At 55.6% G+C, this 25412-nt stretch carries 23 protein-coding genes; 11 read left to right on the forward strand and 12 right to left on the reverse strand.

Translation table 11 applies throughout. The features are described 5' to 3' along the window. Nucleotides 1–2 precede the first annotated feature (2 nt). Nucleotides 3–1742: a glycosyltransferase family 39 protein gene (locus tag VJ464_05885; protein ID HKQ04641.1), complete on the forward strand. Its 1740-nt coding sequence runs from the start codon at nucleotides 3–5 to the stop codon at nucleotides 1740–1742. Nucleotides 1743–1832: 90 nt separating this feature from the next. On the opposite strand, the gene treS is transcribed toward VJ464_05885, so the two are convergent. The 4 genes from treS to VJ464_05905 all read right to left on the reverse strand — a co-directional run bounded on the left by treS (nucleotide 1833) and on the right by VJ464_05905 (nucleotide 8025). After that, on the reverse strand, nucleotides 1833–3485 hold the full coding sequence (treS, locus tag VJ464_05890) for a maltose alpha-D-glucosyltransferase (GenBank protein ID HKQ04642.1): 1653 nt from the start codon (nucleotides 3483–3485) through the stop codon (nucleotides 1833–1835). Nucleotides 3486–3771: 286 nt separating this feature from the next. Beyond that, the gene (locus VJ464_05895) at nucleotides 3772–6054 is read right to left on the reverse strand and encodes a hypothetical protein (protein ID HKQ04643.1); all 2283 of its coding nucleotides are present in this window, start codon (nucleotides 6052–6054) and stop codon (nucleotides 3772–3774) included. Further along, nucleotides 6051–7208 (reverse strand): SIR2 family protein, encoded by a 1158-nt coding sequence (locus tag VJ464_05900; protein ID HKQ04644.1) that lies wholly within the window; start codon nucleotides 7206–7208, stop codon nucleotides 6051–6053. Before VJ464_05900 ends, VJ464_05895 begins: the two co-directional genes overlap by 4 nt. A 385-nt stretch (nucleotides 7209–7593) precedes the next feature. After that, nucleotides 7594–8025, reverse strand: a complete 432-nt coding sequence (locus VJ464_05905) for a transposase family protein (protein HKQ04645.1) — start codon at nucleotides 8023–8025, stop codon at nucleotides 7594–7596. Nucleotides 8026–8314: 289 nt separating this feature from the next. Between VJ464_05905 and VJ464_05910 the strand changes: the two genes are divergently transcribed. Next, nucleotides 8315–8992 carry a DUF1080 domain-containing protein gene (locus VJ464_05910; GenBank protein ID HKQ04646.1) on the forward strand — a complete coding sequence of 226 codons (678 nt, stop codon included), beginning with the start codon at nucleotides 8315–8317 and terminating at the stop codon, nucleotides 8990–8992. A 136-nt stretch (nucleotides 8993–9128) separates the two neighbouring features. On the opposite strand, the gene VJ464_05915 is transcribed toward VJ464_05910, so the two are convergent. Further along, complete coding sequence (locus VJ464_05915; GenBank protein ID HKQ04647.1) at nucleotides 9129–9446, reverse strand: hypothetical protein; 318 nt, start codon at nucleotides 9444–9446, stop codon at nucleotides 9129–9131. Nucleotides 9447–9618: 172 nt separating this feature from the next. Between VJ464_05915 and VJ464_05920 the strand changes: the two genes are divergently transcribed. The 6 genes from VJ464_05920 to VJ464_05945 all read left to right on the forward strand — a co-directional run bounded on the left by VJ464_05920 (nucleotide 9619) and on the right by VJ464_05945 (nucleotide 14972). Then, complete coding sequence (locus VJ464_05920; protein ID HKQ04648.1) at nucleotides 9619–9969, forward strand: hypothetical protein; 351 nt, start codon at nucleotides 9619–9621, stop codon at nucleotides 9967–9969. Between the two features lie 549 nt (nucleotides 9970–10518). Further along, nucleotides 10519–11190 carry a hypothetical protein gene (locus tag VJ464_05925; GenBank protein HKQ04649.1) on the forward strand — a complete coding sequence of 224 codons (672 nt, stop codon included), beginning with the start codon at nucleotides 10519–10521 and terminating at the stop codon, nucleotides 11188–11190. Nucleotides 11191–11251: 61 nt separating this feature from the next. Beyond that, entirely contained in the window at nucleotides 11252–12262 is a 1011-nt protein-coding gene (locus VJ464_05930; protein ID HKQ04650.1) for an ABC transporter substrate-binding protein, read from the forward strand. 17 nt (nucleotides 12263–12279) lie between these two features. After that, a complete protein-coding gene (locus tag VJ464_05935) occupies nucleotides 12280–13161 on the forward strand; it encodes an ABC transporter permease (protein ID HKQ04651.1) in 882 nt (293 codons plus the stop codon). 5 nt (nucleotides 13162–13166) lie between these two features. Continuing rightward, the gene (locus VJ464_05940) at nucleotides 13167–13949 is read left to right on the forward strand and encodes an ABC transporter ATP-binding protein (GenBank protein HKQ04652.1); all 783 of its coding nucleotides are present in this window, start codon (nucleotides 13167–13169) and stop codon (nucleotides 13947–13949) included. A gap of 705 nt (nucleotides 13950–14654) precedes the next feature. Further along, nucleotides 14655–14972: a hypothetical protein gene (locus tag VJ464_05945; GenBank protein HKQ04653.1), complete on the forward strand. Its 318-nt coding sequence runs from the start codon at nucleotides 14655–14657 to the stop codon at nucleotides 14970–14972. Between the two features lie 87 nt (nucleotides 14973–15059). On the opposite strand, the gene VJ464_05950 is transcribed toward VJ464_05945, so the two are convergent. The 7 genes from VJ464_05950 to VJ464_05980 all read right to left on the reverse strand — a co-directional run bounded on the left by VJ464_05950 (nucleotide 15060) and on the right by VJ464_05980 (nucleotide 20516). Then, nucleotides 15060–16595: a pyridoxal-dependent decarboxylase gene (locus VJ464_05950; protein ID HKQ04654.1), complete on the reverse strand. Its 1536-nt coding sequence runs from the start codon at nucleotides 16593–16595 to the stop codon at nucleotides 15060–15062. Further along, nucleotides 16595–17359 carry an enoyl-CoA hydratase-related protein gene (locus VJ464_05955; protein HKQ04655.1) on the reverse strand — a complete coding sequence of 255 codons (765 nt, stop codon included), beginning with the start codon at nucleotides 17357–17359 and terminating at the stop codon, nucleotides 16595–16597. Before VJ464_05955 ends, VJ464_05950 begins: the two co-directional genes overlap by 1 nt. Before the next feature lie 31 nt (nucleotides 17360–17390). Continuing rightward, entirely contained in the window at nucleotides 17391–17957 is a 567-nt protein-coding gene (locus tag VJ464_05960) for a helix-turn-helix transcriptional regulator (protein ID HKQ04656.1), read from the reverse strand. Between the two features lie 88 nt (nucleotides 17958–18045). Further along, on the reverse strand, nucleotides 18046–18318 hold the full coding sequence (locus VJ464_05965) for a TMEM165/GDT1 family protein (GenBank protein HKQ04657.1): 273 nt from the start codon (nucleotides 18316–18318) through the stop codon (nucleotides 18046–18048). A gap of 100 nt (nucleotides 18319–18418) precedes the next feature. Further along, nucleotides 18419–18778 (reverse strand): hypothetical protein, encoded by a 360-nt coding sequence (locus tag VJ464_05970; GenBank protein ID HKQ04658.1) that lies wholly within the window; start codon nucleotides 18776–18778, stop codon nucleotides 18419–18421. A 6-nt stretch (nucleotides 18779–18784) separates the two neighbouring features. Further along, nucleotides 18785–20149 carry an acyclic terpene utilization AtuA family protein gene (locus VJ464_05975; GenBank protein ID HKQ04659.1) on the reverse strand — a complete coding sequence of 455 codons (1365 nt, stop codon included), beginning with the start codon at nucleotides 20147–20149 and terminating at the stop codon, nucleotides 18785–18787. A 121-nt stretch (nucleotides 20150–20270) separates the two neighbouring features. Further along, nucleotides 20271–20516, reverse strand: a complete 246-nt coding sequence (locus tag VJ464_05980; protein ID HKQ04660.1) for a CDGSH iron-sulfur domain-containing protein — start codon at nucleotides 20514–20516, stop codon at nucleotides 20271–20273. A 271-nt stretch (nucleotides 20517–20787) separates the two neighbouring features. Here VJ464_05980 and VJ464_05985 point away from each other — a divergent pair, with 271 nt between their 5' ends. The 3 genes from VJ464_05985 to VJ464_05995 all read left to right on the forward strand — a co-directional run bounded on the left by VJ464_05985 (nucleotide 20788) and on the right by VJ464_05995 (nucleotide 25249). After that, the gene (locus VJ464_05985; GenBank protein HKQ04661.1) at nucleotides 20788–20916 is read left to right on the forward strand and encodes an ECF-type sigma factor; all 129 of its coding nucleotides are present in this window, start codon (nucleotides 20788–20790) and stop codon (nucleotides 20914–20916) included. Between the two features lies 1 nt (nucleotide 20917). Further along, the gene (locus tag VJ464_05990) at nucleotides 20918–23830 is read left to right on the forward strand and encodes a protein kinase (protein ID HKQ04662.1); all 2913 of its coding nucleotides are present in this window, start codon (nucleotides 20918–20920) and stop codon (nucleotides 23828–23830) included. Nucleotides 23831–23956: 126 nt separating this feature from the next. After that, nucleotides 23957–25249, forward strand: a complete 1293-nt coding sequence (locus VJ464_05995) for an amino acid permease (protein HKQ04663.1) — start codon at nucleotides 23957–23959, stop codon at nucleotides 25247–25249. Nucleotides 25250–25412: the final 163 nt, after the last annotated feature.

The raw sequence follows: 25412 nt of genomic DNA on the forward strand, positions 1-25412 counted from the left end.
CGATGAAAGAAGCTCTCAACAAAGCGGACGCGACAGCGGCGACCGATCAGGCGCAAGGCTCGGCAACCGGGAAAGGCTCCGGGTGGTGGCACGCCTTGCGGGCGCGCGCCGACTTCGGGGCGCTGCTGTTGCTGATTGGCGGTTTCGCCTTTGTCGCCGCGCAGCGACTCGGCACGATTCCTGTGCCGGAGGGCGACGAGGCCATGATCCTGCAACTGCCCTACGAGGTCATGTACCGCGGGAAGTTCGCGTGGCCGATGTTCCGGTTGCTGGGCGGCAACATCGAGAACGTCTGGCATTCGCTCAGGCCGGTCTACTTCTGGATGATCACCGGCGTGTGCGAGCTGTTCGGCCTGGGGATAGAACAGGGGCGCATCTTCAACCTGGTTACCGCCGTCACGACGCTGCTGATGGTTTACCTGATTAGCCGCCGCCTCTTCGACTGGCGGGCGGGCATGTTTGCCGTGCTGATGCTGGTCGGCGACCAGACGTTCCTCGAACGCAGCCGCCTGATCCGCAACGACTATGCGCCGGCGACCTTCGCGCTGCTGGCTTTTTACCTTTACGAAATCGCCCGCGAGCGCCAGCGGCCCGGCTATTACATCGCTGCGGGACTGGCCGTCGGCTGTGGCGTGATGAGTCACACCAACATTCTTTACATGATCATCGTCATCGGGGTGCTGATCCTGCTGCGCGATGGCTGGCGCGCACTCAAGGAGCGCCCGCTCTACCTGTTCGGCCTGTCGGCGGTGGCGGTGATGGCCTACGAGATCATTTACGACATCATCGATTACCGGAATCTGGTGCAGCAATACCGCACCGACGACCTGCACTTTCGCGCGCTGTCGCCGGCGGGCATCTGGCAGAACCTGCTCGAAGAGCGCCTGCGTTACGGCAAGTGGCTCGCCGGCAGCGCCATGTTTGACAACTTGCCGCAGGCGACGCTGCGCGTCTTTCAACTGCTCAGCGTCGGCGCGGTAATCTATCTCACATTCGTCCTGATACGCCGGTGGCGCGGCGGGCGGCTCATTGAAGAGCCGCGCGCCCGCGTCTTCATCGCCATTGTGACGGTGGTGCTGTTTCACGCCCTGATCGTCAGCCACAAGCGCATTTATTACATGGCGCACATCGCGCCGTGGTTCGCCATTGGCGTTGGCATTCTCTTGCGTGACGCGATGGCGCGCATCTCGGCATGGCGCACGATGAATTGGCCGCGCGGCAGGCTGGCGCATCGCTTCGGAATGGCGCTGGTTGCCCTTGCGGTGATCGCTTATGGCGGGCTGCTGATCCGTCAAGCGACGCGATTCATTCAGGAGATTCGCAACCCGGAGCTGGCGACGTTTGATGAATTCGCCGCGACGCTCAAAGAGATCATCCCCGAAGGTCTGTGTCCGGTGGCGGTCAAGAATCCGAGCGTCTGGCTCGCCTTCCCAGAAAGCGACCGCTGCTTTGCGACGATTGAAAATCGCATGAAAGAGGCGCTCGACCTGGACGGCAAAGAATACGCGCTCATCACGCGGCCCAACGTCGTGACTCGCGGCGGCGAGCGCGCGAGCCCGCTCGAAATGGCGGCTGGAAAATATCACCTGTTGGGCGAGATGCAAGAGACGGCTTACGGGTCGTTGTTGATCTATTACACCGGCCGCGACCCGCGCATTCTGGCGCTTGCGCCAAAGCGCTTTCAGTTTTACGGCCTGCGGCGCGGGCGTCTGCAATTGAGCGAAACCGAAACGAGCCGCTGACCGCCTCGCCTCTATGTAGCGCAATGCGGTTAGCTTGCGCGAGTCACGGCGCAATCTGTTAGATTGCGCTACTCCCGATTGCAATCCGCTCTAAGCTCTGCCATCTGAGAGCAGAAACCAGTAAAAGCCATAGGGCGCGAGGGCGAGTTGATATGGCTGGCCGGTGATCTGCGGGAACGGCGTGCGGTCTATCATTTCGATGGGCACGCGCCCTTCGCAGGCTTGCAGGTCGAGGCTGACCGGCTGCGCCGAGCGCGCCAGGTTGTAGACACAGAGAACCGTCTCGCCTTCGTAGGAGAGCGTGAAGGCGAATACCTTGCGGTTTTCGGGCTTGATGAATTCCATCTTGCCGCAGCCGAATACTTGATGCTGCTTGCGGACGTGGATGATATGCTTCATCCAGTTGAGCAGCGACGATTCATAACGCTGCTGCGATTCGACGTTCACCGACTGGTAGCCATAAACCGGGTCCATAATCACCGGAAAGTACAACTGCGCGAAGTCTGCGCGCGAGAATCCGCCGTTGCGGTCTATGGACCATTGCATCGGCGTGCGCACGCCGTCGCGGTCGCCGAGATAGATGTTATCGCCCATGCCGATCTCGTCGCCGTAGTAAAGGAAAGGGCTGCCCGGCATTCCCAGCAACAGGCCATGCATCAGCTCGATGCGCCGCCGCCCGTTGTCGAGCAAAGGCGCGAGCCGCCGCCGTATGCCGAGGTTCAAACGCATCTTCGCCGACTTGGCATATTCGCTGTAGAGGTAATCGCGCTCTTCGTCGGTGACCATCTCTAAAGTCAGCTCGTCGTGATTGCGCAGGAACATGCCCCACTGGCAGTTCGGCGGGATGGCCGGCGTGCGCTCAAGGATTTCGACGATAGGCCGGCGATCCTCCTGGCGGATGGCCATAAACAGGCGCGGCATGATGGGGAAGTGATAGCACATCTGGAATTCGTCGCCGTCGCCAAAATAGGCGACCACGTCTTCCGGCCACTGGTTGGCTTCGGCAAGCAGCAACGCTTCAGGGTAATGCGTATCGACAAAGGCGCGCAGGCGTTTCAAGCAGGCGTGGGTTTCGGGCAGGTTCTCGCAATTCGTCCCTTCGCGCTCGTAGAGGTAAGGCACAGCGTCAACGCGAAAGCCATCAATGCCGAAGTCGAGCCAGAACTTGACGACATTGAGGATGGCTTGCTCGACTTCCGGGTTGTCATAGTTGAGGTCGGGCTGGTGGCTGAAGAAGCGATGCCAGTAGAACGCCCCGGCCTGCTCGTCCCACGTCCAGTTCGAGCGCTCGGCGTCTGTAAAGATGATGCGCGCCTGTGGGTAACGGCTGTCGGTGTCGCTCCAGACGTACCAGTTGCGCTTCGGCGAATGCGGCGACAGCCGCGCCTCTTGAAACCACGGGTGCTGGTCGGAGGTGTGATTGACCACCAGGTCGATGATAACCCGCAGGCCGCGCGCATGCGCCGCGTCGAGGAACGTCTTGAATTCGTCGAGCGTGCCGTATTCGGGCAACAGCGCGTAAAAGTCTGCGATGTCGTAGCCGCCGTCGCGCAGCGGCGAGGCGTACATCGGCAGCAGCCAGATGCAATCGACGCCGAGGTCGCGAATGTAGTCGAGCTTCTCGGTCAGGCCCGGAAAATCGCCGATGCCATCAGCGTTCGAGTCATAAAAGCCGCGGACATAAACTTCGTAAAAGACTGCATGCTTGTACCAGAGGGAGTCATTGACGTGGGGTTTCGCCACCGTTGCAACCTTCCAGCAAGAGAGTCACAGCAGCTCACAGTGTCCTTATGTTAAGTGTCTCTGCCGGCGGCGCGCATGTCAAACGAGCATGAGTGCAGGGCTGTTGCAAAGTCAAAGCAATCTTTGGGGTGTGGTGACAAGTCACCGCTTTGGAGTCAGGCTAAAACCATGATGGCCAACTCAAAAGCGCCGACTCGTCGGCGCACTCCAAAGAAGTAGCTGCCCTTCACTCCGTAAGTTACTTTGCAACAACCGTGCCGGCCTGATGCGGCTTTAATCAAGATGGTTACCGATCAACGATATCAGTGGCAATCTCTCTTTCGGTTTTCTGTCCGGCTTTAATCTCAACGATGCTGCTTGCACCCGACGAGCCATCCAGTAAAACATGACCAGGGGCTTCAACATATAAGAAATACTCGCCTGGCGGCGCGACTAGTCTGGCGGACTTTCCGGTGATACGTGCGCCCCCGTCTACTGGCGTTAAAATCACTGTGATGTTGGAAAGATGCACACCCTTATTCGATTGGGGATTGAAAAAAGTAACAATTAGCATGCCCCTCTCTATGTCGTCTGCAAACCATATCTCAAAATGTCCTGGCCGCATTTTGGAAGAGAATTTGAGTGCGACGGCAGACCAGTTCGGCTTATCTGTAGTCTGGATTATGCGTAGAACATCATTGGGATCAGGCGCTCCTGGTGATGAGTTGGATCCATCATCCGTTTTGTAATAACGTAACTGGTTGTTTGAGGGCGCGCGCTGACTGGTTACTGATTCATAAACCGGAATGTCAAATCCGAGCCCCTTTAGCGCGGCGGCGATTTTGTCGGCGCGCGCACGCTGCTTATCACTCGCTATCTTGATGTAAGCGCGCGGCTGCAATTCAGGTGTGGTCGGCGGCTTCAGTTTCTTTTTGGCCTCTTCAGCCGCCACGTCACGAAAATAAGAGGCCGCGTTAGATACTTCTTGAGATTCATCCTTCGATATAACCCCTAAAATTACGGGGACGAGGCCGGGCGGGAGTTGCCCTTCTTTATGTAGGTCGCGTAAACCAGTAACGGCTGTCAGGCGTTCTTGCGGGTCTACATTAGTCAGCTTGTCCAACAGCACGACAGTGTTTTCTAAACGTTCTTTTTGATCGGTCAACGCTTCCTGCGCTTGCTGCTCTGACTGACGGAGATACAAAGCATAGACCAATAAGCCGACCGCTACAATAAGGAGCAGGCTGAGGACGCTGATTCCGATCCACAGATTGCGTTTTCTCTTTTCGGCGGCCAGCTTGCGAGCCTCTATCTTTGCAAGCAGCGCCGTCTTTTTCTCTCGTATCCAAGGGACGAGGAATTCGCTGGCGATCTCGTAGAAATATATTTGATTGCGAGGCTCGCGCCTGACGAGATTGCGGTCGACCAGGGCTTCTAGAGCCGCGTCAATCTGCGCAGGCGTGAAATTAACTTTTTCGTTATCCCTGAGATCAGGTTCGGAAATGATGTTGCGCGTATTTGAGGAAGTGACCATGCGGCTGAGCAACGCGATGGCCGGGTCATATAGTTCATCCATCTCTGCAAGCACGTCTGCCCAGTGGTCTTCCAATATCTTTTGGATGCCCCCTTTTTGTTCGAAGAGGCGGACGGGGTCGGGCGATTCCCAAAGCTTGCGGCATATGATCTGTAGCTCCGAGAGATTGATAAAGCCGCTCTCACTGCGCTCCCGAAGTTGAGCGGCTATGGTTTTGGCCAACGACTCAGGTATCTCCTTGCCTCCCTCGCCGGGCGCATCTTTGATGAAGTTGCTCTTCAGATCATCAGCAAACGGCGCGCGTATGATCTTTTCCGCTTCCTCCACGCGCGGCGGCAGCAATCTCACGTACTGATCCAACACATCGGGACAGGTCTGGAAAAGAAGATTCAGCTTTGCCAGGTAATCTTCTCTGAATACGAAAAGAAGCTTGACAGGCAATGTGTCGTCGTCAATCAATCTGGTGAGCGTATCCAGAACAGCTTGCTGGACTCCGGGAGCCTCTTTCTGCGCGAGCTTCGCTTCGGATGTTTCCCCACCGCGAAGGGCTTCTTCAAAGATGGTGATGAACTCTTCGAACTGGTCGAAGATTAAAAGCGGGCGAGGCTCACCGAGCGGTTGATGCTCGTCGGGCGCTTTCCGAAGTCTCTGAAGACGCTCCCAAAAATCTCCCAAGGAAATATCCAGACTCAAAGCTTCATCTTTATCGGAACCCTCCTCGATGAAGGCCGAAGAAAGGTAAGGAGGCTTATCTTCGGATTCGGTAGAAATGCGTTCGATTTTAAACTCCTTGCCGTGTCGGGGTTGTATTCGCAGACGGTTGGCTATGAGCTTCTCTTCCAATGCTCCTGGAATCAGCCCGGCATTTACGAGCGAAGATTTCCCCGATCCGGAATCCCCGTACAACAAGACTCCGCGATAAATCAATATATTGCTCAAAAGGTCCCACGTTTCGTCTTCACGCGCAGAGAAGATGCGCTGGTCTATATAACGAAACGACTCAATTCCTCGGTAGGGCGATTCCGGCAGAGGCGGGTCCTTTGTGATCGCTGTCATTTCGGCCCCCCTTTGACGGCGGCATGGAGTTCGGGGACGAAATTCCAAAGGTTCTGGACGATAAACGACACGTAACGCCGCTGGCTTTCCCACACATCACGGATTAAGATATCGGGTTTCTTGTCGACCGAGTAGGTGGGAGGAATATACGCGGCGTCTAATTTCCACCGCAGGGTCTTGAAGAGGAGCCGCAGGTTATAATCGACCAGGCTATAGCCGATAAATAGGGTCGGCCACTTCATAAGGTGCGCCAGAATATTATTGCCGAATGGATGGTAGGGATGCTTATCGCTCATACGCAAGACGAACTGTATGTAATCCTCATCGGTGAGCACAATCGATTCCGGCTTGTCCACATCTCCATGAATCTTGAGAATATATGGCTGCTTGAAATCCGGGTTTCGCAAGCAATCAACCGTTTTAGTCTTGTTTTGGGTATTCGGGTTATAGACGCTGCGCCGATATTGCGTCGCGGGCTTGCCGGCGGCCTTCTCCTGTTCGGCCTTTTTGTCCAGCGCCTGTTCGTAAAGCTGGTCGTAGTTCGTGGTGATAACAATAGGAAACTCAAGGTCCGCCAGTTTTTGGAGAATCTCAGACGGCTCGCGCCCTACGTAAACCTCTTTCTTAATCTCTTCCACCAGACGGGACCGGAAAAGTCTAGTTTCAAAATGCTGTGCGACCCTTTGCAAATTCCACCAGTCACGGTTCGGATAATTACTCTTCTCTGCCAGATTTTTAGACAACTGGCTGGCAATAGGAGGAGCCTTCTCTTTTGGGTAACTATATTGCGGGAGTTCAGGAGGAGGAAGGGTGTGTATGGCAGAGCCTAGAAATAGTATGCATTGATGTTGAGCTACTCTCTCTACGATGTAGTTAAAAATTTCAACATAGGATGTATGGGCTTGATCGACTTCTGCGCCGTCAGTCAAGGCGATTCCGTTCGAGGTGTAAATTTCAGGTCGGTATTGCGGTTCGGGAATTGGCCTTCCGGCAGCACCGGCTGCTTCGAGCCAACGCTGTTTTTCTTTTTCAACTTTGGCGAGTGCTTCGGCTGGCGTTTGACCGAAGGCAGAGCACATTTCAAGGTCAGGAATGTCGGCAATGTAGCCTTGTTTATCCTCTTGGTAAAAAATATTGATGTGATAGTCTTTCATCAATCTATTCTTGGTTTCAAACCCTATTACCTTACAAGCCGGAGGAATCGATTGGGTACGGCCATGTGGCTGCCGCCTGATCCGAATGGTCGAAAACCAGATAACGATAGTCCTACATTATAACCGTGTCAATTAGATTACCCTTTGTTTCACGGCTGTAACAGAGTCTGGGTTAACGGCGCAAGATGAGCTTTAACCCTTCAAGTGGTTGAGCGTTCTACTTCCTTCTCGCATCGGGCAGGTACTTGGAGCCTTCCCTCAGCGCCAGCCCCATTACCAGATTGTTTATTACTGCCATTGCCTGCGCCGCATCTCCTATTCGCAACCTGCAATAATCCTCTCTCCGTGTCCAGTCTCTCCGATAGTGTAGCCTGTTTTCTATCTGTCAATGCTTTTGCACTATCTCCAATAACTTCAACGCATTTGCTTGTTTGTAGCTTAGGCTTGTTACTCCATAGCTCACCTCGTTACGCTTCTTGCCGCTTGTTAGTTTTTCCACTTCTCTTTCTATATCAACGGCCTTGCCCAGTATTCGAGAATAAGTAATCGGATGCGGCACTGTGTCGCGGTCAAAGTGGAGGGCTTGTTGGAGAAGTTCTTTTCGCAACTCTACCCGCTGAGCTATCTCGCGAGGTACCTGCTCGCCAGCAAGTTTAGCAAGGATGATGAAAACCAAAGCAACTGCAAGCGCATAGCGGATGCCGTGCGGATCGAGGCGGTCATTAAGATTCTGAAGATGTTCATAGAGGCTGCCTACAGCAAAGAAGAAAGCATCGTCTAAAGCGTCAAGCTCCAGACCAGCAGTGTTATACTTCATAGAGACCTTCCTCCGGCTCTGTTTAGTCTTTCAACTTACAGATTAACTGGGTTAGGTCCTTTTTTTAGTTGTCAACCTACTTTGTTACAGCCCTGAGCATGAGTGGCGATTTCGGCTTGCGCCGGACAAGGCGGCGGCTTAGAGTGTGCTTCTTGCCAATCGTGAACATCAATTCGAGGGAGAGACTATGCGAATGCTCAAATCGAGATGGTTGAAGATCAGCGCGCTGATGGCGTTTACGTCGCTCGCAATTATGATCATTTCTAGCATTGTGGGGTCAAGTCAAGCTATGCAAGAACTGAAGCCTTTCGATCCGCCGAAAACCGAGCCGCCCATCGTCACGCCGGGCCGCACGCCGAGCGATGCGCCGTCGGACGCCATCGTCCTGTTCGATGGCCGTGACCTGTCCGCCTGGCGCAGCGCCGCAGGCAGCACTGATGCGAAGTGGACAGTCAGGGACGGCTACATGGAGGTCGCGGCGCGCACCGGCGACATCGCCACCAAACAGGAATTCGGCGACTGCCAGTTGCACATCGAGTGGGCAACGCCCGCTGAAGTCAAAGGCACCAGCCAGGAGCGCGGCAACAGCGGCGTCTTTCTGATGGAGCGCTACGAAGTGCAGGTGCTCGATTCCTACGACAACAAGACTTACTTTCACGGCCAGGCCGGGGCCATCTACAAGCAGTATGCGCCGCTCGTCAACGCCTGCCGCAAGCCCGGCGAGTGGCAGACCTACGACATCATATTCAAAACGCCGAAGTTTGATGAGCAAGGCAAAGTCACCGAGCGCGCCCGCATCACCGTCTTGCAGAATGGCGTGTTGATCCAGAACAACGTCGAGATATACGGCAACACCTGGCACGACAAGCCGGCGCTCTACATCGCCCACGGGCCGAAGGCGTCGTTGAAGCTACAGGATCACGGCAATCCTGTGCGCTATCGCAATATCTGGATCCGTCCGCTCTGAAAATGATGAATGATGAATAAGGGAGACAAATCCCATGGCAATGGGCGCGGTAGGCTTACGGCAGCCTTCAGGCGACCGCCTGCCCTCCGGCCGTTCATCATTCATCATTCATCGTTCATCATTGCTTTTCCTGCCTCTAGGGATTGCCTTGAGCAGCCGGTGGCGGCTCGCTCGCCGCCGGGCGAATTGTCCGCTCGGCGTGGCTGGCGCTCTCCCACGCCGCCAGCATCACGACATCGTCGTGAAACTTATTGCACACCACCGGGTCTAACTGGCGCAAGGCATTCAAACCGCGCTTAAAGGCGGCTTCCTTTGCCGCCGTCGCCGTCACCCGGCTGTCCCTATGCGGATACCTGTCGCTCAGCGCATCCTCAAATTCCGCGATGTCGGCTGCCTTGATGATCAGAAAATCCGCCGGCAGCTCACGGTCGCAAATGGTTTTTGAAGGTCTCAAATCGAAGGACAAAGGGCCTTTTGAACAAGCACATCGAGTATTGGGTGAACTGATCGTCTTTGAAGCTGGCAAGGAAGAAATTGAGGATTCTCCTGATCCTTAGTGGATTGCGGGTGGTGTATGTTTCGTTTTAGAAGATCATGCAGGAGCGCAGGAGGATTCTGCACTTGATGTGAAAAAAGCGCGACGAGTTTCCTTGCACCCGAATTGGATGCGTGATCATCTTGACGCATCAAAAAGCACCGGAATAATTCCGGTGCTCGTAACTCCCGTGTCAAAAATTACACAAGGTGTTGTCTCGCACTTAAAAGGTGTGACTCTTTGGCCGCTCAATGAGTTTCGCAATTGGGCCGAAGTGGCAGTCTCAACAATTCGCGAGTTGCGCACCACGTTTCTTGAGCCTGGAGATTTAATTTGGCGCGCTCACGCTGCGGAACTTTTCGTGTCTCGTGGGCTAGATGCAACTAGCCTTACAGCCCGATTGAAACAGCGGCTTGCTAAAGATCACCTTAAGCCGATTTAAATAACCCAATAATAATCCGCCAAAGTCTGTCGATGCCTTTAATATCAAACCCTGACTATAAAGGCACTTGAAAGATTCCTTCGATAGAATTGCTCAATGATTATAGTGCAACATAACGTCCTTTATGTATCACAAAGCCTATGCTATAACTTCACTCGTCCGAAGGAGCATAACGGCTAAAAAGGGGATCAGACCGCCTGGATCGGGACAGGCTAGAGGAAGGCCCGGACCAAGAAAAGCGTTTATAGGCCAAATGTGGAGGGCGAATTTTGAGCACCGCTGCAAAAAGGTGGGAATACAATCAAGCAGCTTTGGGAACAGAATTGAATCTGCATTTGGCAGATAAGCACGCAGCCTTACGAGTTTAAGTTAAATAAAACAATGGCCCTATCTACGTTTCACAAACCTAATACTCGCACTATCATAACCATTATTTGGAATTTCTTGGTGCTGTCTACTGCCGTGATGAGCCCCATGTACTATTTGAAGATTAGCAATTGGCTTCAGTCTTTAGGGTTGTGGAAGTTTGTACCGAAGGAAAATGGCCAAGTGGAGCAAACCATCTTTGTTACAGCTGCTTGGCTAGTGGCAACAAACTTGAGCAGTGTTGTAAGCCTTTTCTTTGTTAATGACGAGGCAAGTCAAGAAAGAGGGAGATTGATAAGAGATAAAGCTATCCCATCAGAATGTAGGCAAATGGCTCGCCGCGTTGAACGTAAGCTTAGATTCGTCTACTCGATAACTTGGGTGATGGTCCTGTTTCTGGTACTTGTAATTTTCCTGCTTATTTATCACGGCCCTTCAGCGAGTGTAATTCACTTTGCAACCATTTCTTCTGGTGGCATCTACTTGTTTGTGGTTTTTCTTAACGATCTTATAGGGCATTCAGCCATTAAAAACTGTGAAAATATTAAAGAAAAAACGATAGAAGAACTAGGCAATTTGCCAGATGGCCCAACTAAAGAAAATAAGAAAGAATTTTTGGAGGAACTAAACGAGCAAATAGTTTCAATGTCCTTTTTTACTAAAGTAGTTTTCTTAGTCGATATACCAATTCTTTTAGGTTTAGCGATTATATATTGCCAGGAGTATGGCGTGCTAAATGAATCCGTATTTAGATTAGGGTTTGCCACCGGTGCTATTGCTATGCACATTCTTGCGGCAAATTTGGTCTCCATTGCTCTAAGCGTATTTGTTTTTCAAGAAGCGCAATCCCAATGAAACTCAATGAAAGGTAGGATCGACAATGTATTCACAGAACTACTTGTTCTTGAAACGATGTATGCTTAGCATTTCTAATCAAGCTGTTAAGATGGTTTTGATCGTTTGCTTCTTTAGCTGCTTAATAGCTTGCTCTAGCTGTAGGCAGACTAATGGAACCAAACAGCCAAATACAGTTGTAAAAGTGGGTGTTGTTACTTGGGCCGGGGTTGGCCCAGGATACGTTGGGGTAGCCAAAGGTTTCTTCGGAAACATTCAGGTAGAGATGCGTATTATCGAAGATACTAATGCAAGATATTCAGCATACTCTAGTAGTGATTTAACTATGATGCTTACAACTGCCGATCAGCATTCAAGGGAGTTTGAAAGAGGACTTCCAGGTAAACTATTTTGGATCACAGATGTCTCAAATGGCGCTGATGGTATGGTTGCTTTGAAGAGTATTAAGACCTTGGCTGATCTTAAAGGCAAGCGTATCGCATATCCTGTGGGGACAGCTAGCGACTATTTATTACAAAAGGCATTGCAAAGCGTAGGAATAAACCGGACGGATGTAACATTACGAACGGTTGATGACCCCAATAACGCAATTGCTGCTTTTAATGCAGGGCAAGTAGATGCAGCAGTAGCTTGGGAACCATTACTAGGCGAAACAGTTGCTTCCGGTAAAGGTCACATCCTTTTCACCTCAGCTGATATACCAGGAGCAATAGTAACTGCTTTTGTCGCTAAGGATGAATTCATTAATGATTCTGTTACAGCAAAAGCCTTCTTAGATGGATGGCAGAAGGCAATTGAGTATAGCAAGAGTAATCCCGACGAGGCTTACGCAATTATGGCTCAGGGAATGAGTATAAAACCTGAGGAAGTAACCGGAATGATGTCAGGTATAAAGATAGGGGATCGACAATTGAATAAAGATTTCTTTTGCCCAGACTCGTCTGGCATAATCCGGCTTGCTAAAGTTGTAGAAGATTCTGCTGCCTACTGGAAGGAAATAGGTGTTCTAAATCAGCCTCCTTTTGCGCAAGACCGTCTGGCTACTTTTACCCAGAATTACTTATGTCGATGACTTAGAGACCCTTTTCAATGGAAATTACGATTGCAGGGTGGGCTATTCCATTTATCCTAACTGGGGGAGCCCTTCTGTTCTTTTGCATTCGCCGTCCTCTTATAGAACTCAATGCCTTTTCAAGGACGAAATTTTCTTCCCTTGACTCAGTAATAGCTACTTTTGGTGGAATAGCCCTATTTATAGGCATATGGTCATTTGCATCTTGGCTTCGACCGACGGGAATTACTAGAATTCCTTCTCCTTGGACAACCTTTAATGAAGCTCATATGCTTATTGTAAATGGCACTCTTTATGAAGAGGCAAAACAAAGCTTCATCCGTGTTTTAGCTGGTTTTTCAATTGCCTCAGTAATTGGGGTTAGTGGGGGACTTCTTGCCGGAAGTTTTGTATTGGCAAACCGATTAACTCTTCCAGTTAATACATTCTTCCGGTATATCCCTCCCACAGCATTTGTCTCTGCAATGATTGTTTATTTTGGAATTGGGGAATCCTATAAATATGCGGTGGTGTTCATAGGAGTTATCTTCTTTATTTTTCAGATGACAATCGATGTTGTTGAGGATCTAGATATTAAATTTCTCGAAATGGGGCTAACCACAGGGCTTTCGAGAGTTGGGGTTTTCAGGCGAGTTATACTACCGGCCTCGTGGCCTCGAATCGTAGATGTCTTGCGTATAAACTTGAGTGCTGCTTGGACATTTCTCGTCGCAGCTGAGATCATTGGTGCGGATACCGGTTTGGGGCACTTAATAGCAATTAGTCAGAGGTTTTCACGAATAGAGCAACTCTATGTAGCTATTTTAATCTTCGGTGTAATTGGCCTTTTAACAGATTGGGTTATTCAATTCATTTCCAATAAACTATTTCGCTGGCATGCGATCCAAGTTTCCAAATGAACTGTTTGATTAAGCTCAATCAAGTATCCTTCTGTTATAGCACCCATAAAATTGTTCAAAATCTCGATCTGTGCATAGAGCGCGAATCAATCATGTCTATTATGGGTCCTTCAGGTTGTGGCAAGTCCACTTTATTGCGTCTGATCTCTGGTCTTGAACTTCCATCATTGGGATATATTAGTTTTGATGGCGAAGCAGTATCATATCCTCCAAAGGACTTGCGGTACTCATTCCAAGATTATGATGCTTTTCCTTGGCTAACGGTTGAGGAAAATGTGTTGTTGTCTAACAAATCTCTGAAGAGAAAGGATGCACTTTCTCAAACTAACGATATTCTCAAACGAGTCGGGCTTTATGACCACCGCAAAAAATATCCCGCACAGTTATCTGGAGGAATGCGTAAGAGACTTGCTTTAGGCCGATGTATTGCGGGAGCGTCTAAAGCCATTTTACTGGACGAGCCTTTTTCATCTCTTGATGTTGACGCACGTAATGACTTACATAATCTAGTACTGACATTGGCAAAACAAATCAAGTGTACTTTTCTAATTGTTACCCATGATATTGAGGAAGCGATCTTTTTGAGTAGCAAAGTGGTAATTGCCACTCAGTTGCCGTTTCAAATAAGAGCGATTGTAGAAATTCCATTCCCTTATCCACGAACCGAAGCGTTGCTTCTACTTCCAGAATTCCAAATTATAAGTAAAAGAATCCGAGGGCTACTTATACAGCACTCATCCGAAATGGGGCGAATACTAGGAGACAGAGAAAATATAAATGATGCTTAAAAGCATTATTTAAGTATAGTATTCAAAGCTAAGTAACTGGTTTTCCGGCTTTCTCTTTACGGAGCTATAGTTACTACCAGCTTAGAACTCTACCGGATCAATTACTTTAAGCGGCCAAGCCTTCATCGAAACTCTTTGCATTCTGTTGTGTGTCCTGTCATTCCCCTCGCCTCTTCCCAGTCATTTTAATCGCGCCTCAACTCTCTTTCTCCCCTCTTCCTCTGATTTGAAGTAGTGCATCCTCGTTTCTGTAATTTCGCGAGGCTGGTGGTCGAATGAGCGGCCACGAGGTTATCCTTATGGGGATTATGAACATTCCCGAAGGAGGATCTCCCCTGTGGCCCAGCAATCACAGCATACTCTCATTGAGCAGGTCTTGGAACTGCTCAGTGAGCAAGGGACGGATGGTTTCCTTGCCGCTCTGAGCATTCTCTTGAGTGCTGCCATGTGCTTTGAACATGAACACTTCTTACAAGCCGCCCCCTATGAGGGCACCCGGAGCGCCGCGACGTTGCCAAGGGCTTCAAGCCCAAGCGCCTGCGTACCCACTTGGGTGAACTCGACCTGCGCATCCCACAGGTGCATCAGAGTGACTTCTACCCACAAGCGACCCGGCCCTGCAAAACTGTAAACGATCAATTAACCGCAGCAAGGGCATGTGTCAAGAGCCGAACGATTCAGGAGATTGCGCGGAAAGTACCCGGCGTGCAGACCCAATATGACGGCTACGGCAACCCCACACTCCAGACCGATGCCCGCGGCGTTCAGATGCCCGCTGAAGGTCTGGTACATCGGCACAGGCGGCAGCGACGATCCGACCGCCACCAGGCCGCTTTTGCCTTCAGGGGTGGCCGCCCCTCCGATATCACCATCAGCCACAACAACCTCAGCAGCTCGGTGGCGGGCAACACCTGGCACGACAAGCCGGCGCTCTACATCGCCCACGGGCCGAAGGCGTCGTTGAAGCTACAGGATCACGGCAACCCTGTGCGCTATCGCAATATCTGGATCAGACCTCTGTGAGTGAACAGTGACGGGTGACAAGGGATGAGGAATGAGGGCGGCGGGATGAGTAAGAAGACGGCGCGCTGAACGTCTCGTTCTCATCCCTCATCCCTCATCCCTCATCCCTTCCTTAAGCTGGCGCGCAACGCGGCGCAGGTCGTCGAGCAGAATTTCCATGTCGCGCATGGTCGTGCGGTAATTCATCACACAGCCGCGCAGGCTGAAGCGTCCATTGAGGCGCGCGTTCGACAGGTACGAGCTGCCGTCGCGTTGCAGCTCGACCAGCAGCCGTTCGTTCAAGGCGTCGAGCTGCTGATCGAGCTGTTGGCGTTCGCTTTCAGCGATGCCGTCGAGCGCGCGCTTGAGCCGCGCCGGCAGGTAACGAAAACAGAAGATCGATAGCTCGACCGGCGCGAGCATCTCGAAGTCGTCGCTCGCCTGCACCATCCGTTCAAGATAGTGTGCGCAAGCGATGTTCGCTTCAATGGTTTCACCGAGCCGGCGGACGCCGACGCCTTTCAGCACCATCCACAATTTCAAGGCGCGAAACCGCCGTGACAGTTCCGGCCCATAATCCCAAAAAGCGAAGGCTTCGTCCGCCTCTCCTTCTATGACGCGCGTGTACTCGGTATCGTGCGCGAAAGTCGCGCGCGCCGCATCACCGTCGCGATACAGCACACAGCCGCAATCGAGCGGCAGGTAGAGCCATTTGTGCGGGTCGAGGGCGATGGAATCGGCTTCGTTGATTGCCGCAAACCAGGGCCGCGCCGATTCGGCCAGCGCCGCAAAGCCGCCATAGCTAGCATCTACGTGCAGCCACAGGTTGAACCGGCGAGCGATGCGGCTCACTTCAGCAAGCGGGTCGAAAGCGCCGGTCGCCACCGTGCCGGCATTCGCCACGACGCAGAACGGCAGGTGGCCGTCGCGGAGGTCCTCGGTAATCTTCGCCACCAGATCATCGAGGTTGATTTTGAAGCGCCCGTCTACCTTGACGACGCGCATGTTGTCGCGTCCCAGCCCGAGCAGCGCCGCCGCCTTGGCGACGGAATGATGGGTTTCTTCGGAAACATAGAGGCGCATCGCTTGCGGCAAGCCGCGCGCGCCTTCGCGCATCACGTCGGCCGGAGCTTTCGCGCGGCGGGCGGCGGCCAGCGCCGCAAAATTCGCCATCGAGCCGCCGCTGACCAACAACCCGGCGGCGCTCGCTTCAACGCCGAGAATCTGCTTGATCCAGTCAATCGTCAGCCGCTCGACCTCCGTCGCCGCCGGCGCCGAGCGCCACGCGGTCAGGTTGGCGTTGAGCGTTGAAGCCAGCAGGTCGGCGAGGGCCGCAATAGCCGTGCCGGGTGATTGCACGTAGCCAAACATACGCGGGTGACCGTTATGCCGGCTCGTCGGCACGATCACCTCGCGGAAAGCATCGAGCAGTTGCTCGAAGTCAACGCCTTCTTCGGGCAAGACAGCGTCTAATCGCTCGCGAATCTGATGGGCTGTGGTGTTTGGGTAGACTTGCCGCTTGCTGACTGTGTCGAGATAGTCGGCTAAAGCTTCGACGGCGGCGTTGCCCCAGCGGCGCACCGTTTCGGCAGACGGATCGAGCGCGGCTGCGGGTTGATGATCCGGCTTCAGGTTATCGCTCATCACTTTTTCAAGAAGCGGGCGACGCCGCGCTTGCAGTCTTCGGTCATGCGCGTGATGGCGTTGAGCTGGGCGCCGGCTTCGAGCGCCGTTTCCATCGTCATGCCGTCCATGTGATAAAGCAGGCTCTTGGCCAGCATCACCGCCGATGCGCTCTTGCGCGCGAGCTCGTTGAGTGTCGCTTCAACGCCTGCGTCGAACTGGTCATCGGCAAAGCTGGCGTTGATCAAGCCGATCTCCGCGGCCAGCGGTGCGGCAATAATCTTGCCCAGTGTAATCAGCTCGAAGGCGCGTTTCTCTGACACAGAGCGGCGCAGGATGGCCATGACCATCGCCGGGATGAAACCGATGTTGACTTCCGGGTAACCGAACTGCGCCGACTCGGCGGCCAGCACCAAGTCGCAGGCGGTCGCCAGTCCGCAGCCGCCCGCTAGCGCCCGCCCGCGCACGGCGGCGACAATGGGGCGCGGGTGGCGGCGCATTTCGATGAAGAGGTCGGCCAGGTGGCGTGCGTCAGCGAGGTTTTCCGACACCGTCGCCTCACTGATGCGTTGCAGGGCGGCGAGGTCTGCGCCGGAGCAGAAATCCTTGCCGGCGCCCGTCAGCAAGACGACGCGCGCGTTTGCATCGCGCGCCGCTTCGCCGAGGGCGCGGCGGATTTCCGCGACGATCTCCGCATCCAGCGCATTACGCTTATCGGGCCGGTTCAGCGTGACGCGCGCCACGCCGCCGCCGACCGCGTAGAGAATCTTCTGATAATCACTCATAGCGTCCCGCGCCGATGCGAAGGCCGGCGGGTTATTCGATGCGCCGTTCTTGCATCAGGCGGCGCATGCGCAAGACCGTCGAATTGTTCGGACGGCTCTTGCCATTCAACCAGCGGTCAACGGTCGAGCGGTGCAGGCCGATGGCGCGCGCCAGTTGCTCGCGGTTGTTGTTGAATGCCGCCATCAGTTTCGGCACCAGCTCGCGCCAGTCTTGATCCGAAACGTCGGGCTTCGCTTGCGTCTGCGTGTCATTGTTGGTTTGCGCGCTTGTGCCGCCGGTGATTTCAGCCGAATTGGCAACCCCTTCGCTCTGATCGCCGGTCGGTTGCGGCATCGCCGTTGCCGCCGTCTGCGCGGCTTGCGGGTTGCCGGACTGTTGCGAGGTGAAAGCAAGACTGCCTTCGGCCTCGTTCTGCACATCAGCGGTACGCTGCGGCTCGGCCTGCGACTGGCCGACATTTTCAGCCGCGCTGCTCGTCGCCGGCTGCGAAGTTGCGGATTGCGCGCCTTGCGCGTTTTCAATGATGTCCGCTGTTTGGGTTTGCTCGGGTTCCCGCTCGCGGGCAGGGGTGGCGGCGTCGCCTTGATTATTGCTCATCGTTCCCTCGAATGTCTAAAGATAACTCGACAAGCGCCACAACTCGATACATTCAGATTAGCAAACCACGCGCGCGCGCGGCAAGCAATCAGAACTTGCCGAGCAAGATCAGCACGCCAATGATAATGAAAGCGACGGCGGCGGCGCGCTTGATCCATTCGAGCGGCAGGTAATGGCTGAGCGTCGCGCCGACGACGACGCCGAGCGCCGACACGCAGGCCAGTGCCAGCGACGCGCCGATGAAGACCGCCAGCGGCGCTTTGGTCTTTGCCGCCATCGTCATCGCCGCAAGCTGCGTCTTGTCGCCCATCTCTGCCAGAAAGATCATGCCGAATGTCGTCAGTATAATTTTCCAATCCATCGCGGGTGGCCTCCTCAGAAAAAGAAAAAGACGCGAGGCACACAGACCGTCTCTGCGTATCCTCTGCGTCCTTTGCGGTAAAACAGTCTTTTACCGACGGCTAATCGGTCACGCGCGCGCCGTTCAACTCGCGCGCCAATTGGTCGTCTACTTCAATCTCCATCCTGAGCAGCGCCGTGCTGTAGGTCTTACCCTGCGCGTCGGTCTTCAGCGACAGCGTGCCGCCGCCGTCAAGCGAATGGTGCAGCAGAAAATTCAGCGCGCCGAGATTGGGCAATTCATAGCGCTCGACCTCGCCGTGGCAGATGCCCGCGAAATGCGCTTTGACGCGCGCCGCCGTCACCTGCTCGGCAAGCAGTGGATAATACTCCGGCTGGTAAGCGATCAAGCCGACGTTGGCCGTGTCGCCTTTGTCGCCCGAGCGCGCGTGAGCCAGCTTCACCAGTTGCACTTTTGCCATAATCGTCTATGCCTTCATCACGGAAATCCGCGGCTCGACTTCATCTTTAGGGACGAGCGCCGGCCAGTAAGCGATGATCTCTTCGACCTTCGGGCGCCCGCCGGCGAACCCGGTTACGGTCGGCGGGCCATTCAAGACCAGCGGCGCAATCTCGCGCGTGAAGCGCTCGACGGCGCGCTTATCCTGCGAGCGCACGCCGATGCGGAAGGTCACTTCGGCAAGGTCGGTCGGCGGAGCGCCTGACAGCGGGCCGTGGCACGCATCTACGCCGACGAATTCCGTGAGGATCGAATCGAACTGTAATCCCATGCGCTCCAACCGCTCGCGCAGGACGCGATCCGCGGCTTGCGCTTTCTGGTAAGCGCCGGGCCATGCATAGACCAGCGAGCCGACGGCTTTCCATCCTGCCGAATAGCTGATGCTGACCTTGTAAGAATCGGTCGCCGTCCGGCCCTTGATTCCCGAAAAGCGCACGCGGTCACTGCCCGCCTGTTCGAGCTGGATAGTCGTGAAGTCGGCGACGCAATCGGGGGTGATGTAAGCGTGCGGGTCGCCCATCTCGTAAAGCAGTTGCTCTTTGATCGAAGCGACGCTGATGCGCCCGCCGGTGCCTTCGTGCTTGGTGATGACGAAGGTGCCGTCTTCTTGCGCTTCGATGATGGGATAGCCGATGTCGGCCATGTCGGGAATCGTCTGCCAGTCAATCAGGCAGTTGCCGCCAGTGCATTGCGCGCCGCATTCTATCGTGTGCCCGGCAATCGTCCCCGCGGCCAGCAAGTCCCAGGCGTCGGCGGGCCATTTGAATTCGTGAATCATCGGCCCGAGCGACAGCCCCGTGTCCGTGACGCGCCCGCAGATGACGATCTGCCCGCCTTGATCCAGGCACTCGGCGACGGGCCGCCCGCCGAAATAAACATTGGCGCTAGCGACCTGCGGGCGAATCTGCGCGAGCGGCTCGCCGGTATCGAGATTCTTCAGCTCGACGCCGCGCGCAATGAAATCATCGAGCCGGTCGAGGATGTCGTCGCCAGCGACGATGCCGACCGCGACGCGCCCGCCGAAGCCTTTGCGGCGCGCGACTTCGATCACCGCATCGCGGCAGGCTTCAGGGTTGACGCCGCCGGCATTGGCGACGACTTTAACCTGGCGCTCGACGAGGTCGGGCAAGATTTCTTCGATCATCGCCACGAAGTCGCGCGCGTAGCCCTGGCGCGGGTCGCGGGCGCGCTGCTTCTGCATGATCGACATGGTGATTTCGGCGAGGTAATCGAGCGTCAAGTAATCGATGGGGCCGCGCCGCACCTGTTCGATGGGCGCGTCGAGCGAATCGCCCCAGAACCCCTGCCCGTTGGCAATGCGAATGGTTTTCATGAAGCCTCAGAATAGTGACAAGTGACAGGTGACAAGTGACAGGACGTTGTCACTCAGAACCCTTGCATACTCTGGCATGCGCATTCCTTCTTGTCACTTGTCACCTGTCACTTGTCACGGTTTACGCTTTGGGGACGGGTGCCGGCAGGTCGCGCGCTTCGACGGTGGATTGAAACCCGCCGCGCGCATGCGAGCCGTCGCAGAATGGCTTGTTGGCCGATTGGCCGCAGCGGCAGAGCGAAACAATCTTGCGCCCGCCGAGCCCGAAGGTGTTGCCGGCGGCGTCTTTGAGAATGATGTTCTCGCCCATCACGCGCAGCGGCCCATTGTTATTGCAGATGATTACCTGATCGTTCTCGTCGCTCATTGGTCGTCTCCTTGAAGGATGTGGATTGCAGCCATCGTCTGACCGGTCATTGTAGCGCACGCGCCGCCCGCACAGAAAGCGCATTCGGCAATGCCAGGATCAACAGAGGACATCACGGCTGCTGACCATCTACCATAAAGATTGAGGAGAGGCTCAACCTGGAGCCGACGCTCGCAGTTCGCCAATCAGAACATGGCGAGTCCCTGGACCTGCCACAAGCCGCGCCCCTGGAAGCCTACGTTGAGGACGTTGCCAAACAAGCATATCGAGCATGCGCTTCTTTGGCGGACTGAGCATTGAAGAGACGGCTGAGGTGCTCGCCGTTTCGCCCGGCACCATCATGAGAGATTGGACACTGGCCAAAGCATGGCTACACCGCGAGATCAGCAAGGAAGCCTGAGATGGAGCCTGCCCGCTGGGAACAAATCAATCGCCTCTTCCACGCGGCCATCGAGTGCGGGCCTGACGAGCGCGCCGCCTTCCTCGGGCAAGCCTGCGCTGGCGATGAAGGCTTGCGTAGAGAAGTCGAATCCTTGCTGGCCTCGCACGACGAGGCGGCCAGCTTCATTGAAGCGCCGGCGGCTGATTTGGCAGAGGATTTCCTGGTCGAGAAGCAAGCTCGCTTAAGTGCCGGGCAGACAGTCGGTCACTACGAGATTGAGGCGCTGCTCGGCCGCGGCGGAATGGGCGAGGTCTACCTGGCCATTGATACGACACTGGCCCGCTGCGTTGCCCTAAAAATTCTCCCGGCGTCCGTCTCGCAGGAGGCCGACCGCATCCGCCGCTTTCAGCAGGAGGCGCGCGTCGTTTCCGCGCTCAATCACCCGAATATCGTCACTATCTTTGAGACAGGCGAGGCGCAGGGCCTATCCTTCATCGCCACCGAATACGTCGAAGGCGAAACCCTGCGGTCGCGGCTCCGGCGCCAGGGGCTGACCATCCCGCAAGTGCTCGACCTGGCCATTCAGGTCGCCGAGGCGTTGGCGTCGGCGCACCAGGCGGGGATCGCGCACCGCGACATCAAGCCTGAAAACATCATGGTGCGCCCCGACGGTTATGTGAAAGTGGTGGATTTCAGTTTGGCGAAGTTGAACGACCGCCCGGCCGCACTTCCTCTGCCGGGCACGCAGACTTCTTCGAGCATCAGCACCGTCCCCGGCCTCATCCTGGGCACGGCCCAGTATATGAGCCCGGAACAGGCGCGTGGGCAGAAGGTGGATGCGCGCAGCGACATCTTCAGCCTCGGCGTCGTCGTGTACGAGGCGGTGACCGGGCGCTTGCCCTTTGCCGGTGAAACGACCAGCGACCTCATCGCCAATCTTCTCAAAGAGGAGCCGCCGCCGCTGCGCACGCTCAGACCGGATGCCCCTCTCGAGTTACAGCACATTGTCGGCAAAGCCTTGCGCAAAGACCGCCGGGAACGCTATCAGCACATCACGGAATTCTTCCAAGACCTGCAAGACCTCAAGCGCGATGTCGAGGCGCAGTCGCGTCCGGGGGAGCCGTTGCCCTCTGCCTCGACCGACCATTCGCTGACGCAGCGCCTGAAGGCAAGCGGCAACTCCTTCGTCGTGCAAGTCAAACGATATAAGGCGATGGCCGCCGCGTGCGCGTTGCTGCTGTTGGGCGGCATCGGCTTGCAACTGTATCGCACGGCTGCGCCGCGCGCGCTCAAGCCGCTGTTGGCGCTGGCGAATTTGAAGTTCACGAAGCTGACCTCGACCGGCGACGCCATCTGGACCATTTCGCCTGATGGCCAGTTCGTCGTTTATGAAACCTCCGAAGACGGCGGCGGGGCGCTGGAGATGCGACAACTGGCGACCGGCGAGACGGCACGGCGGGCGCATTTCCCGGCCTCGATCAGACTTTGGGGAGTCACGATTTCGCCCGACAGTCATTTCGTTTACTGCTGGGTGAGCGAGGTGGCAAACCCGGACGCCAGCTATATCGAGCGCATCCCTTTATCGCCCGGCCCTTCGCAAAGGGTGATTGCACGGGTGAAAAGTCGGGTGACGTTTTCACCCGACGGACAGCGGCTGGCCTTTTCGCGATGGCTAAGCCCCCAGGAAGATTCGATCATTCTAGCCGACAGCTCAGGCGACCATGAGCAGGTGCTAACGCGACTGCCCAGGCAAACAGCGATCATCAGAGACGTTGCATGGTCGCCGGATAATCGCTTGATTGCGGCGGCCGGTGAATTTCAAAATGGGGATGAAACCTACTATGGCTTGATTGGCGTTCGGTTCGAGGATGCGGCAGAAGTGCCGTTGAGCCAACAACGCTGGTCGTACATGCGTAACCTGGTGTGGCTGCCTGACGGCAGCGGCATCATCATTTCGGCGGTTGACCACATTGGCAACCCCGAACAGTTATGGGAGGTCGCTTATCCTACCGGCGTCGCCTTGCGCTTGACTCCCGAGTTGCTGACTTTTGCGGGCGTGAGCATCACCGCGGATGGCAGCAAACTGCTCACCAGCCAGGCAGACCGCCCGTCAGACATCTGGCTCGTCCCCAATGGTCAGTCCAGCCGCGCCATGAAATTGACGACGAATACCGCCGGGTATGGTTGGCTGGACTGGACGCCGGATGGCCGCATCGTCTACGAATTGAGTTCGCCTTCGGGGACGAGCATCTGGGTCATGGACGCCGATGGCAGCAACAAAAAACAATTGACGTTTCCCCTCGGCGGCAACGTCTGCCCGGTGGTAACGCCGGATGGTCAAGCCATCGTTTTCGTATCGCGCCGGACAGGGGCGGATAATTTGTGGCGCATGGACTGTGATGGCGGCAATGAGAAACAGTTGACCTTCGGCAACCGCGACCGATGGCCGGTGGCAGTGCCCGGCAGCCAGTGGATTCTTTACAAATTCGAGCAGCCACACCGCCAGGCCATTATGAGAGTCTCGCTCGCCGGCGGTCCGCCGAAACAAATCGCCGAAGGGCAGCTTGGCTCTCTGCTGGCCGCGTCACCCGATGGCCGGCGGCTCGCTTATGATTATTATGATGAAGCCAATAAGAAAATGGTGACCGCCATCCGCCCACTCGATGGCGGCGCTGTAGAAAAGACACTCGACATCGAGGGGTTCTACAAGTTGCACTGGTCTGCCGATGGGCAGAGCTTAATCAGCAACCGTGATGGTCATAATCTATGGCAATTCCCCATCAACGGCGGCCCCGCCCAGCAGATCACCCATTTTCCAGACCTGCCGGCAGCGGAAATGATCATTCATTTTGCCTATCGTCGCGACGGTAAGTATCTCGTGGCGACGCGCGGCAAGTGGAGTAGCGATGTGGTGATGATTCACTTGCAATGAAGGCCGGCTATCAGCTCACCGTCATGCTGAACTTGCCGCCCTGTCGCCGCGTCGCCCCTGCCTTTTGCCTTGCTCTATTCGTCTGTAGTATTTCTTCGGGGCGATTTCAATTCAAGAGGAGACTCATTGACGCAACCGACACAGGAAGGGCTGGTGCGCGGCATCAGCCGCTGGAGCTTGATCGCCGTCGCCATCAACGGCATCATCGGCGCCGGCATCTTCGGCATCCCCTCAAAAGTCTTCGCGCAGACCGGCGCCTATTCCCTGGTCGCCTTTGTCGCCTGCGCCCTGGTGGTCGTCCTGATCATTCTCTGCTTTGCCGAAGTCGGCAGCCGTTTCAGCGCCACCGGCGGCCCCTACCTCTACGCCCGCGAAGCCTTTGGCCCGGCGGTCGGCTTTGAAGTCGGCTGGCTGCTCTGGCTGGCGCGGCTGACGGCCTTTGCCGCCAACTGCAACCTGCTGGTTGATTACGTCGGCTTCTTCTGGCCCCAGGCCACTGCCGCGTACTATCGCGAAGCCATCATCATCGTGGTGGTCGCGCTGCTCGCCACGGTCAACCTGATCGGCGTGCGCGATACGGCCATGGTCAGCAATCTCTTCACCATCGGCAAGCTGGTTCCGATGGTGCTGTTCATCGCTGTGGGGCTGTTCTTCATCAATCCCGGCAGCTATTCGTTTGCCGAAGCGCCCGGCTACGGCGCGTTCTCGCAATCGGTCTTGATGCTGATCTATGCCTTCACAGGATTCGAGATGGCCGTCATCCCTGCGGGCGAAATCCGCGACCCGCGGCGCAATCTGCCACTGGCGATTCTTTCAGCCATCGCCGTCGTCGCCGTGCTCTACATCGGCATTCAAGTCGTCTGCATCGGCACGCTGCCCGGCCTCGCCACGTCGCAGCGGCCCATCGCCGACGCTGCCGCGCTCTTTATGGGCCGCGCCGGCGCCGCGTTGATCGCCGCGGGCGTCATCGTCAGCATCATCGGCAATCTGAACGTGCTGATCCTCGCCGGTTCGCGGTTGCCGTTCGCGATGGCCGAAGGCGGCGAACTGCCGCGCTGGCTGGCCAGCACCCATCGCCGTTTTCGCACGCCGCATCCGGCGATCTGGATTACGGTTGCCGTCATGCTCGGGCTGACGTTGTGGAGTACATTCGGCACCCAGGTCAAGATTTCAGCCATCACCCGCCTGCTCTCTTACAGCGTCACCTGCGCGGCGCTGATCGCGCTCCGCAGAAAGAGCGCGGCGCCGCCCGCGCTCTTCAAAGCGCCGGCAGGCGTAGCCGTCGCCCTGGCCTCGCTGCTGCTTGCCGCCTGGCTGCTGTCGAACAGTACCTGGCCGGACGCGCGCGACACGGCCATTGCCGCGGCGCTCGGCCTGGCGATCTTTTTTGCCAACCGGGCGACGAAGCCGGCGGCGTAATTTTGCTGTGCGGGCAAGCCGTTAAGTATCCCCAAGCTCCCCATAGATCAGCCTTTTTCGGTCAATCCGCTTCGGTCATCTTGACAGATTCGTCCAAGTCAGAATGAAGGTTTAGGGCCTGCGGGATTCCCCTAAATCATTGTAAACTACTACCATTCTTACC

Source organism: Blastocatellia bacterium (assembly GCA_035275065.1).
Classification (GTDB): domain Bacteria; phylum Acidobacteriota; class Blastocatellia; order UBA7656; family UBA7656; genus DATENM01.

What these genes read in the sequence shown, in the direction of transcription:
- VJ464_05950 (HKQ04654.1), bottom strand. Translation starts at nt 16,595, where the DNA reads ATGAGCGATAACCTGAAGCCGGATCATCAACCCGCAGCCGCGCTCGAT.
- VJ464_05960 (HKQ04656.1), bottom strand. Translation starts at nt 17,957, where the DNA reads ATGAGCAATAATCAAGGCGACGCCGCCACCCCTGCCCGCGAGCGGGAA.
- VJ464_05955 (HKQ04655.1), bottom strand. Translation starts at nt 17,359, where the DNA reads ATGAGTGATTATCAGAAGATTCTCTACGCGGTCGGCGGCGGCGTGGCG.
- VJ464_05895 (HKQ04643.1), bottom strand. Translation starts at nt 6,054, where the DNA reads ATGACAGCGATCACAAAGGACCCGCCTCTGCCGGAATCGCCCTACCGA.
- VJ464_05910 (HKQ04646.1), top strand. Translation starts at nt 8,315, where the DNA reads ATGCAAGAACTGAAGCCTTTCGATCCGCCGAAAACCGAGCCGCCCATC.
- VJ464_05980 (HKQ04660.1), bottom strand. Translation starts at nt 20,516, where the DNA reads ATGAGCGACGAGAACGATCAGGTAATCATCTGCAATAACAATGGGCCG.
- VJ464_05900 (HKQ04644.1), bottom strand. Translation starts at nt 7,208, where the DNA reads ATGAAAGACTATCACATCAATATTTTTTACCAAGAGGATAAACAAGGC.
- VJ464_05985 (HKQ04661.1), top strand. Translation starts at nt 20,788, where the DNA reads ATGCGCTTCTTTGGCGGACTGAGCATTGAAGAGACGGCTGAGGTGCTC.
- VJ464_05885 (HKQ04641.1), top strand. Translation starts at nt 3, where the DNA reads ATGAAAGAAGCTCTCAACAAAGCGGACGCGACAGCGGCGACCGATCAG.
- VJ464_05975 (HKQ04659.1), bottom strand. Translation starts at nt 20,149, where the DNA reads ATGAAAACCATTCGCATTGCCAACGGGCAGGGGTTCTGGGGCGATTCG.
- VJ464_05965 (HKQ04657.1), bottom strand. Translation starts at nt 18,318, where the DNA reads ATGGATTGGAAAATTATACTGACGACATTCGGCATGATCTTTCTGGCA.
- VJ464_05905 (HKQ04645.1), bottom strand. Translation starts at nt 8,025, where the DNA reads ATGAAGTATAACACTGCTGGTCTGGAGCTTGACGCTTTAGACGATGCT.
- VJ464_05930 (HKQ04650.1), top strand. Translation starts at nt 11,252, where the DNA reads ATGCTTAGCATTTCTAATCAAGCTGTTAAGATGGTTTTGATCGTTTGC.
- VJ464_05990 (HKQ04662.1), top strand. Translation starts at nt 20,918, where the DNA reads ATGGAGCCTGCCCGCTGGGAACAAATCAATCGCCTCTTCCACGCGGCC.
- VJ464_05935 (HKQ04651.1), top strand. Translation starts at nt 12,280, where the DNA reads ATGGAAATTACGATTGCAGGGTGGGCTATTCCATTTATCCTAACTGGG.
- VJ464_05970 (HKQ04658.1), bottom strand. Translation starts at nt 18,778, where the DNA reads ATGGCAAAAGTGCAACTGGTGAAGCTGGCTCACGCGCGCTCGGGCGAC.